Here is a 10,394-nt window from a genome sequence, read left to right on the forward strand (position 1 = left end):
GGTCATGATTGCTCACGGACGGAAATGCTTGGGGAAAAGCTCAATGTTCTCGTAGTGCCGCACCTCGGGTGCCCCGCCGTCGGCCGGCATGGACACCTCGACGACATCGAAGCGATACGTGAGCGGGGCCGGTCGCAGCAGCCGCAGGTAGGCCGTCGCCGCCCGGCGCACGACCTTCTTTTTACGCGCATCCACCGCATGGTAGCCGGCGACCAGCGCCCCGGCCGCACGGGTCTTTACCTCGACAAACACCACCACTTCGCCCTCGCGGCAAACGAGGTCGATTTCGTCGCGCCGATCCTGCGGGCTCCGCCAGTTGCGCGCCACCACGGTGTAGCCCAAACCTTGCAAGAAGCCCGCCGCCAGCCGCTCTCCGCGTTCACCGGTCGATACCGGCTTGAGAAACGGAATGCATCCCAGACAAGACTTTAAGCGTTGCCACATAAGTCGCACCGCAATCGCCGCGCGTGGTGATTGTCATTGCGAGCCCACGGCGCCGCTGGCAATTCCAGACTCCACCGATTCGCGTCTAAAATCACGTCACATGGCCACGCACTCACTCGCCAACACTCTCCGCCGCTCCCTTCTGATCAAGGTCATCTCCAAGCCGACGCCGAGCCGCGAGGATGTTGCGTCCGTCATCGAGTTGACCGCCTCGAAGATCGTCGAGGCCCTTCAGGCGCAGTCGATGACGCTCTATCTCGTCGAGGGTAACGACATCGTTTTTCGTCACGTTTACTACTCGCCCACCCTGTGGAATGGCGACGAGACCAAGGCCGCCGCGTTCAAGGCCACCGCCGCCAAGCTGCTCGAACTGAAACTTCCCACCGGCAAGGGTATCGTGGGCAAGGTCATCGCTGATGGTAAGCCCGTGTTCTTCCGCAACACCGAGACGCAGGTCCCGATGATGCTATCTATGGCGCAGACGACCGGCTTCGAGGTGCGCTCGATGCTCACGGTTCCCTTGAAGACCGGCAACGTCGTGATCGGCGCCATCCAGCTGCTCAACAAAGAGCCTGCCGTCCGTGCCGACAACGAATTCTCCGACGAAGATCTGCACTTGCTCCAGGAGGTCGCCGAGTATTCCGCCGCGCTCATCCAGCGCATGCTCGATCCGAAGTTCCAGCCCAGCCCCGATGACACCGCCAAGTTCATCGCCCGCCTCACCGACCATCCGCTCGTCACCAAGATCGATGAGATCGCCATCGACGACAATCTCGTCACCGCCATCGGCGACGCGATCATCCGCCGCGAACACATTTTCCCCTGCAAGCGCACGTCGCCCAATTCCATTGGCGTGCTCATGACGAACCCGCTCGACTACGCGCGCCGCGAGTCGTTCCAGCAGGCCACCGAGCTGGTCATCGACGAGATCCACATCGCTTCGATCACCCTCATCGAGGCCCTCCTTAAAAAGCATTTTAAGAACGACGCGGTGGTCAGCAACGGCGATGGCGATATCTCCAAGGTCGCCGATGTCATCACCTCGGCTTACTCCTCCGATGGTGCAAGCGAAGTCAGCGTCGCCGACCTCGAAAACGAGGAGTCCGGCCCCATCATCCAGCTCACCAATCGCATCATCGAGGATGCCTACATTTGCGGCGCGTCCGACATCCACATCGAGCCGCAGGAAAAGGACCTGATCATTCGCTACCGTATCGACGGTCTCTGCCAGGAAAAGCTCCGTCTTCCCCGCCAGGTAGCCAACGGTCTCGTCACGCGCCTGAAGATCATGTGCAACCTCGACATCGCCGAGCGCCGCCTGCCGCAGGACGGCCGCATCGTCTTCAAGAAATACACGAAGAAGAACATCGATATCGACCTGCGCGTCGCCACCGGTCCGATGAACCACGGCGAGAAGGTCGTCATGCGTATTCTCGACAAGACCAAGAGCACCCTGCCCCTGCCCGCCCTCGGTTTCTCGGAGGAGAATCTCGAGCGTTACCGTGAGTGCATCCGCCAGCCCTACGGCATGATTCTTCACTGCGGTCCGACCGGTTCCGGCAAGTCGATGACGCTCTACTCCGCCCTTGGCGAAGTGAACACGCCCGATGTCAACATCCAGACCGCCGAGGATCCCATCGAATACACGCTCGCCGGCATCAACCAGATGCAGATGAGCCGCGCCATCGGCCTCACCTTTGCCCGCGCCCTTCGCTGTTACCTGCGCATGGACCCCGACATCATTCTCGTCGGCGAAATCCGCGACGAGGAAACCGCGCAGATCGCCGTCGAGGCCGCGCTCACCGGTCACTTGCTCGTTTCCACGCTGCACACCAACGACGCGCCTTCCACCATCGCGCGTATCGGCGAGATGGGCGTCGAGCCGTTCAACATCTCCGCCTCGCTCGTCTGCGTCTGCGCCCAGCGCCTCCTCCGCCGCGTCTGCAAAAACTGCAAACAGCCCTATGAGCCCGCCGGTCGTGAAAAGAAGATCATGGACGAGGCCATCGGCTGGAGCGGCCAGATCTTCAAGGCCAACCCGCAGGGCTGCCCCGTGTGCAGCGGCACCGGCTACAAGGGCCGCGTCGGCATCCACGAGCTCATGATCAACAACGAGGAGCTCACCAACGCCATTAACAAAGAGGTCGAGGTCGCCGAGCTGAAGCGCATCGCCATGCGCAATGGCATGAAGACGCTCCACCAGGATTCGATCCTCAAGGTCAAGATGGGTCTCACCACCATCGAGGAAGCCCTGTCCAACGTCCCGCCCGACTTGATCAAGTAAGCGTCGGCGCGGGCTCCTCGGCCGGCGGTTTCAACAGGATCGCCCGGCCCTTGTTCCGGTCGAACGCCTTTTCCCACATCGCGACGACGACCATCGCGACCGCGTTGCCGCAGAGGTTGGTCAACGCGCGCGCCTCGGACATGAACCGGTCCACGCCGATCAGCAGCGCGAGGCCCGCCACCGGAATATGGCTTACCGAGGCGAGCGTCGCCGCCAGCGTCACGAAACCGCTGCCTGTCACGCCCGCCGCGCCCTTTGAGGTCAGCAACAACACACCGAGGATCGTCAGCTCCTGCGTCAGCGTCAGTGGCGTGTTCGTCGCCTGCGCCACGAAGATGGCCGCCATTGTCAGATAGATGGAGGTGCCGTCCAAATTAAACGAATACCCCGCGGGCAGCACGATGCCCACCACCGGACGCGCGCAACCGATGTCCTCCATCTTCTGCATCATGCGCGGCAGCACACTCTCCGACGACGACGTGCCCAGCACGATCAAGATTTCTTCCTTAATGTGCGCGAGCAGGCGGATGACGCTGAAGCCGTGCAGGCGGCCGATGATGCCCAGCACCACGAACACGAAAAACGCGCACGTGATGTAAACGCAGAGCATCAATTTCCCGAGCGAGACCAGACTGCCCAATCCGTATTTTCCGATGGTGAACGCCATCGCGCCAAACGCGGCGATCGGGGCGACTTTGGTCACCAGACTGACCATGCCGAAAAACGCCTTCGACACTTCGTTGAGCAAAACAATCACCGGTCGCGCGTGGTCACCCAAACGCGAGAGCGCGAAGCCAAACATCACCGACACCAGCAACACCTGCAAAATTTCGCCTTCGGAAAACGCGCTCACGAAGGTGTTCGGGATCACGTGCAGCAGGAACTCCACGGTTGATTGATGCGCCGCCGCCTTGGTGTAACTCGCCACCGCGCTCGCATCCAGCGTGCTCACGTCCGCATTGATGCCCTCGCCGGGCTTCACGATGTTCACGACGACCATGCCGATCACCAGCGCCAGCGTGCTGACGACTTCGAAGTAGAACATCGCTTTCGCGCCCACGCGGCCGAGCTTTTTCATGTCGCCCATGCCCGCGATGCCCACGACCACCGTCAGGAAGATGATCGGGCCGATCAGCATCTTGATCAGCTTGATGAACGCATCGCCGAGCGGCTTCATCTGCGCGCCGAGATCGGGGTTAAACTCACCGAGCGCGATACCCAGGGCGATCGCGATCAGGACCTGGACATAGAGGTGCTTGAAAAACTTCATGGGGTAAAAGGGCGGATACTGTTGGCCAACATTTTTATTAATGACCAGCCCTCAGTTACGTCACGCCCCTATCCTCGTCTCCCCATCCACTCTTAGCTCTAGACTCCCTCCGCCTACTCGCTACTCACTACCCGCTACTCGCTACTTTCCCAACATGTCCTTCATCGAAGATCTCCAATGGCGCGGCCTCCTGGCCGACTGCACCGACCTTGATGCGCTCACCAAGCGCCTGAGCGAAGGACCCATCACGCTGTATTGCGGCTTCGATCCCACCGGCGATTCCCTCCACGTCGGCCATCTCATGGGCCAGCTCACGTTGAAACGCTTTCAACTTGCCGGCCACCACGTGCTCGCCCTCGCCGGCGGCGCCACCGGCATGGTGGGCGACCCGTCCGGCCGCTCCTCCGAGCGCAATCTCCTCACGCGCGAACAGCTCTCGCACAATATCGCGTGCATCAAGGGCCAGCTTTCCAAGCTCCTCGACTTCGACGCCCCCGCCAACCCCGCCCGCCTCGTTGACAACGCCGACTGGACCGCGCCGATCAGCCTCCTCGATTTCCTCCGCGACGTCGGAAAATATTTCTCGGTGAATGTCATGCTCGCCAAGGACTCCGTGAAGTCCCGCATGGAGGGTGACTCCGGCATCAGCTACACCGAGTTCAGCTACCAGCTCCTCCAGGCGCACGACTTCCTGCACCTGCGCGACAAGTTCGCCTGCGAACTCCAGATCGGCGGCTCCGACCAGTGGGGCAACATCACCGCCGGCACCGATCTCATCCGCAAAAAACTCGCCGTCCCCGCCTGGGGCTGGACGTTCCCGCTCATCACCAAGAGCGACGGCACCAAGTTCGGGAAAACTGCCAGCGGCGCCGTCTGGCTCGATCCGGAAAAGACCAGCGCCTACAAGCTCTACCAGTTCTTCGTGAACACCGAGGATGCCAAGGTCTCCGAATACCTGCGCAAATTCACCTTCCTTTCCCGCTCCGAGATCGAGGAGCTCGAAGCCAAACACGCCGCCAACCCAGGCCCGCGCGAGGCTCACAAGGCCCTCGCCCGCGAGGTCACGCGTCTCGTCCACGGACAAGCCGCGCTCGACGCCGCGCTCAAGGCCAGCGACATCCTCTTCGGTGCCGAGATCGGCGACACCACCGAGGAGGTCTTCCGCGATGTCGTCGGCGAGATTCCCACCCAGTCAGTCTCCACCGCCCAACTCGACGCCCCCGGCTTCGGCCTCACCGATGCCCTCGTCCACGCCGGCCTCTCGCAGTCCAAGGGCCAGGCCAAAAAAGACATCGAGGGCGGCGGCGTGTATATCAACAACGTGAAGTGCGCCGACATCGCCAAGACCCTCACGCCCGCCGACCTGCTTTTCGGCAAGCACGTGCTCTTGCGCAAGGGCAAGCGCACCTACGCCGTCCTCAACGTCGCCTGAGTAGATCGCACTAGCCCGGCCTGCCCGATGACCGGGGCGTCGCCGGGCCTCCATTGACAACGTTGTGCACGAGGAAGCCGCCCGCTTCCCTCGTGCGCAACAGGTTGCCCGTTAATCTCCGCCTTGGGGCTTGATTAATAAAATTTTTACTATTCTAGGGTAATCACCCCTTACCCCATGAACGATAGCATACTGCCGGTTTACGCGCAGGCGGTCGATGAATTGACCCTGCAAACCTATGACCGGGGCCTTTACGGAAAGGCCCTTTGTGACGCCGAGGGCGATGAGTCTCGCGCCCGGTCTTACTACATCAAAGCCCGCGTCGCGCACCTCAATCAACAGCTCGCGCAGCAACAGCGGAACCTGGAAACCCAGCAACATCTCCAGCGCATCGCCGCGTGGAATGGCAACCGCATCCGCGTGCGCCGTCGTCGCACCTCTGACCATGCTCCGAAGCCGGCCATCACGTTCTGGAAGGGCGGCCAGTCGAGCTTTAGCATCCACCGGGCCTGCGACCCCCTCGTCAACCTGTTCCTAAAGTGGACCACCTTCTGAGCCGCCGTCTCCGGCGCTCATAAACAAAAATGACCGCGGTCGGCCTTTGCCGTGCCGCGGTCAGCAGGCCGACGGGGTTCGTCAGTCGCGACGCTGATTTCCCGCGAGGATCATCAGCACATGGATCAGCGAGCCGAGGGCCGCGACGAAGGCCGCGATATAAGTCAGCGCGGCCGCGTCGAGCGTCTCGTTGGCGCCCTTCATTTCGTCTTTATCCAGGATGCCGAGCGTCACCAGCTGCGCCTTGGCCCGACGGCTCGCATCGAACTCGACCGGCAGCGTCACGAGTTGAAACAACACGATTACGGCGAGCGCGATGGCACCGACCACGAGCAACTGGTAGCCGAGGGGATTTTTGAGGAACGTCAGCAGGAGGACGCCGCCCATGATCACGTAGTTGGAAACACCCGCGGCGATCTGCGTGGCGGGCGCGAGCGTCTGGCGCACGTTCATCATCGCGTAGCCCACCTTGTGCTGGATCGCATGACCGGCCTCGTGGGCGGCGACGCCGAGCGCGGCAAGACTGGTGCCGTTGTAATTGAGCTCCGACAACGCCAGGCGGCGATGGATCGGATCGTAGTGGTCGGTCAGCTGCCCGGGCACCTGCACAATTTCGACATTGGTGATGCCGGCGGAACGCATGACCGCATCGGCCGCCTCGCGACCCGTGATGCGACCGCGCGACAGGATCTTCACGTTTTTATTGTAGGCGCCGTGCACACGCATCTGCGCGTAGAGACCAAAGAGAAACGGACCGATCAAGATGGCGAGATACCAGAGTGAGTTCATGGGAGGAAAATAAGGCTGATGATAAAAGAGGAGTGAACCGCGACTTGCGGTCGTCGCAACCCCGACACGTCAAATCGCTCTGAGTTTCAAATCATTCGTGCGCAGCCCCGTGCAAGTGAAAGTTCCCGCCATGGAAACGTTCCGCCGGTTTATAAACCACCCGCCCGGTCCCGGAATTTGAAACGCAACGACGCCAAACCGCAAAGTAAGAGCAAAGCCCGCTTAATCGTCCTCTAGCCGAACCTTGGCCGGTCCTTCGCTCCCTCCCCTCGCCCTCTGCATTAAACCTCCAGCCTCAGCACCGCCTCCGCCCTCTTCCTCCCTCCGCGATCTCCGCGACCTCTGCGTTAATAACTCCGCCCCTCATCCGCTCCTCCTCCGCTCCTGAAAACCGGAAACGCCGGAGAGGGTTTAAAACCTCCCCGGCGTCGGATTTCCCTAACACACAAACGACGCGCGCAATTGCGCCGTCTGCGAATTGATTTTAGAGGCTCATAGCCCGCTCGCCGCAGGCAGTGAGTCCGACTACTCGTTACTCACTACCCGCTACCCGCTACTTCTCAGCTCGGCTGAGCAGCTCAGGCCAGCTTCGGCACATCGACCCACTTGCGCTTCGCCCACGAGTCGAGCGCGAGCTCGGCGAGCTGAACGCCCTTGGCGCCTTCCTTGAGCGTCCAGGGGAACGGCTCGTCCTTGACGACGTGCTTGAGGAAGAGCTCCCACTGCACCTTGAAGGCGTTGTCATAGACGGCCTGGTCCGGCACGCGGGTCCAGCCGTCTTTGTATTTGATCGGGCTGTCGATGTCGGGATTCCAGGTGCAACGCGGGGTGGCCGCGAGCGACTGGGCTTTGCAATCGCGCAGACCCGCGACCGCCGTGCCGTGCGTGCCGTCCACGTGCAGGGTGAGCAGGTCGTCGCGGTCCACGCGCGTGGCCCACGAGGAGTTGAAGTGAAGGATCGCGCCGTTGTGCAGCTCGAACGTCGCATAGGCGGCGTCGTCGGCGGTGCACTTGTATTTCTTGCCGGCTTCGTCCCAACGCTCGGGGATGTGGGTCGCACCGATGCAGGTCAGGCTCTTGATGTCGCCAAAGAGATTCTGGATCACATACTGCCAGTGGCAGATCATATCCACGATGATGCCGCCGTCATCTTCCTTGCGGTAGTTCCACGACGGACGCTGCAGCTTCTCGTGCTCGCCGGTGAACACCCAGTAACCGAACTCGCCGCGCACGGAGAGGATCTTGCCGAAGAAGCCCTGGTCGATGAGCCACTTGAGCTTCACGAGGCCGGGCAGCCAGAGCTTGTCCTGGACAACGCCGTTCTTGAGGCCGGCCTCGGTCACTTCCTTGTAGAGCGCGAGCGCTTCCTTGGAAGTCGTGGCGGTGGGCTTTTCGCAGTAGATGTGTTTGCCGGCCTTGATGGCCTTGCGCACGCCGGTCGGACGCTGACCGGTCAGGGTCGAGTCGAAGTAGATGATGTTGTTCGGATCGGCCAGCGCGGTGTCGAGATTCGTGGTGATGCGGTCCTCGGGCAAACCTGCGCGCACGGCGAGTGCGGCGAGCTTGGAAGCACTGCGACCGACCAGGATCGGATCGGGCATGATCACCTCTTCGTCGGACAGCTTGATGCCGCCCTGCGCGATGATCGCCGCGATGGAGCGCAGCAAATGCTGGTTGGTTCCCATGCGGCCGGTGACGCCGTTCATGATGATGCCGACTTTATGTGTGGTCATGGTATTTGAGAAAAAGGGACGAAAGGGGGAAAGCCTCGGGGGTTGACTGAGCGGCCACATCATACGCGCAACCAAGTCTTGCCGTTAGAACTAAGCCGACCTTTGCTAGCACCAATCCGACTCACCCCGATGCTAGCCTGGAGCCCCATCCTCATCCAAAAAATCGAGATTCAAGCCCTCGGTTTTGTCCTGCGTAAACTGCAACTCAACCGCCACCGTGAAGCCGAGGTCGCCGAGCACACACACGACTTCACCCAGCTCATCCTGTATCTCTCCGGCGAAGGCTGGCAGACGATCAAAGGCCGCCGCCGCGACGCCCACGCCGGCGACCTCTTCGTGATCCCCGCCGGCATGCCCCACGGCTTTTCGCAACAAGGCTCCAGCCGCCCGCTCTGCCTCGTGCTCGACTACGATCTGGAGACGCACAACCGCGTCCGCAGCGGCCACCGCAAGCTCCCGCAAAGCACGCTCAACGAACTCCACGACCTCCTCGCCCGCGTCCCGCGCAAAGGTCGCCTCACCCTCTCCGACTACCCCGCGATCATCGCCGTGATCGCCCGCCTCCTCGAGTCGTCCCCCGAACGCGCCGCCCCCGCCGGCCCGGTCCCGCTCTTCGAACGCGTGAGCACGTTGCTCCGCACGCCCGCCCCGCTGGCCGCCGTCGCCAAGGAAACGGGCTACCAACCCGACTACCTCAACCGAAAGTTAAAACGCGAAACCGGCGTCGGCCTCCGCGCCCTCCGCGACCGCCTGCGCCTCGAAGCCGCGCAAAAATCCCTCCGCGACGACGCCACCATCGCCGACGCCGCCGCCCGCGCCGGCTTCGACGACCCCAACTACTTCGCCCGCTGGTTCAGAAAGCAAACCGGCTCGACCCCCAGCGACTGGCGACGTTCGTGAAAAGTAGCGCGTAGTGAGTAGCGGGTAGCGAGTAGTCCGAACAACGAACCCTAGCGCGAACTGACAGCTGCTTACTGCCACTGGCGTCCACTACTCGTTACTCACTACCCACTACTCGCTACTTCGCGCAGCGCGCTCCCTTAATCTTCAACTTCCACCTTAAACGGGGCGACAGCCACCTCCGGCCGCCCCCTTCATTCTCGCTAGTAACAGCCGATGGGATTAATCTCCAAAAACCAATCCCATGCGAACCCTCCGGACTTCCCTGGCCCTCCTTGCTCTCACCTGTCTGGCCACGTTCGCTTCGGCGGTGGTGCCGCTGACCACGTTCACGACCGTGTTCTATGCCGATGTCGAGGGCGTGCAGACGCAGGTTGGCACAGGTATTCTGAGCGTTGCGGGGTCGTATCCCGCGGATGGCATCTACGACTACGATCCGTTTACCAATTTTCACATGACGCTCACATTCGACGGCGGCCACGTGTTCACGGAGGACAACTTCTGGTTTAGTCCCGAATATTCCCGACTGGTCATCACCGGCACCGAGTTTCAGTTCACCGGCGGGCCCGATGGCGAGATGGGAGGCTCGATTGATTTCAAGAACCAAGACAACGACTACATCTCCTTCAGCAACGCGGATGATCCCAGCGGCTACACCTACCTGCTGGTGATAAATTATAACGGCCCCAACCCCGAAGAGCACACCGCTTTGTTCGCAGGCCCCTACGGCCCCTTGTCCATCCCCGAACCCGCCTCCGCCGCCCTCCTGATGGGCACGGCCTCCCTCGCCGCCCTCGTCTTCCGCCGCAGATCGGTAGCTTAAAAACGCCCGCCCGCGCGCCGACGGATAGCTCCCCGCTTCTGGTTCTCCTCAGCCTACTCGCTACCCGCTACTCACCACTCGCTACTTTCGGCATCTTCCCCCGAAACCAGCGTTGCGCTAGCCGTTTGCGGGCCTCACAACCCTACGATCCTGCCTGCTTTTTA

General features: G+C 61.7%; 9 protein-coding genes. 5 read left to right on the top strand and 4 right to left on the bottom strand.

The window, feature by feature from the left end:
* Nucleotides 1-12 precede the first annotated feature (12 nt).
* A complete protein-coding gene (locus tag FPL22_RS03880; RefSeq protein WP_144228790.1) occupies nucleotides 13-444 on the bottom strand; it encodes a YraN family protein in 432 nt (143 codons plus the stop codon).
* A gap of 100 nt (nucleotides 445-544) precedes the next feature.
* Here FPL22_RS03880 and FPL22_RS03885 point away from each other — a divergent pair, with 100 nt between their 5' ends.
* Nucleotides 545-2,728: an ATPase, T2SS/T4P/T4SS family gene (locus FPL22_RS03885; protein WP_162525182.1), complete on the top strand. Its 2,184-nt coding sequence runs from the start codon at nucleotides 545-547 to the stop codon at nucleotides 2,726-2,728.
* On the opposite strand, the gene FPL22_RS03890 is transcribed toward FPL22_RS03885, so the two are convergent.
* Nucleotides 2,721-3,998 (bottom strand): dicarboxylate/amino acid:cation symporter, encoded by a 1,278-nt coding sequence (locus FPL22_RS03890; RefSeq protein WP_144228792.1) that lies wholly within the window; start codon nucleotides 3,996-3,998, stop codon nucleotides 2,721-2,723. The genes FPL22_RS03885 and FPL22_RS03890 overlap by 8 nt on opposite strands.
* Nucleotides 3,999-4,152: 154 nt before the next feature.
* Here FPL22_RS03890 and tyrS point away from each other — a divergent pair, with 154 nt between their 5' ends.
* Together tyrS and FPL22_RS03900 are read left to right on the top strand one after the other, a co-directional pair.
* Nucleotides 4,153-5,430 carry a tyrosine--tRNA ligase gene (gene tyrS, locus FPL22_RS03895; protein WP_144228793.1) on the top strand — a complete coding sequence of 426 codons (1,278 nt, stop codon included), beginning with the start codon at nucleotides 4,153-4,155 and terminating at the stop codon, nucleotides 5,428-5,430.
* A gap of 177 nt (nucleotides 5,431-5,607) precedes the next feature.
* On the top strand, nucleotides 5,608-5,985 hold the full coding sequence (locus FPL22_RS03900; protein ID WP_144228794.1) for a hypothetical protein: 378 nt from the start codon (nucleotides 5,608-5,610) through the stop codon (nucleotides 5,983-5,985).
* Nucleotides 5,986-6,066: 81 nt separating this feature from the next.
* Here FPL22_RS03900 and FPL22_RS03905 read toward each other — a convergent pair whose 3' ends face one another.
* Nucleotides 6,067-6,774, bottom strand: coding sequence for a zinc metallopeptidase (locus FPL22_RS03905; protein ID WP_144228795.1), 708 nt, complete (start codon nucleotides 6,772-6,774; stop codon nucleotides 6,067-6,069).
* A 578-nt stretch (nucleotides 6,775-7,352) separates the two neighbouring features.
* Nucleotides 7,353-8,507 carry a Gfo/Idh/MocA family protein gene (locus FPL22_RS03910; RefSeq protein ID WP_144228796.1) on the bottom strand — a complete coding sequence of 385 codons (1,155 nt, stop codon included), beginning with the start codon at nucleotides 8,505-8,507 and terminating at the stop codon, nucleotides 7,353-7,355.
* Between the two features lie 129 nt (nucleotides 8,508-8,636).
* Here FPL22_RS03910 and FPL22_RS03915 point away from each other — a divergent pair, with 129 nt between their 5' ends.
* Both FPL22_RS03915 and FPL22_RS03920 read left to right on the top strand, forming a co-directional pair.
* The gene (locus FPL22_RS03915) at nucleotides 8,637-9,407 is read left to right on the top strand and encodes a helix-turn-helix domain-containing protein (protein ID WP_144228797.1); all 771 of its coding nucleotides are present in this window, start codon (nucleotides 8,637-8,639) and stop codon (nucleotides 9,405-9,407) included.
* Between the two features lie 244 nt (nucleotides 9,408-9,651).
* Nucleotides 9,652-10,230 (top strand): PEP-CTERM sorting domain-containing protein, encoded by a 579-nt coding sequence (locus FPL22_RS03920; RefSeq protein ID WP_144228798.1) that lies wholly within the window; start codon nucleotides 9,652-9,654, stop codon nucleotides 10,228-10,230.
* Nucleotides 10,231-10,394: the final 164 nt, after the last annotated feature.

The organism is Rariglobus hedericola, assembly GCF_007559335.1.
GTDB lineage: Bacteria > Verrucomicrobiota > Verrucomicrobiia > Opitutales > Opitutaceae > Rariglobus > Rariglobus hedericola.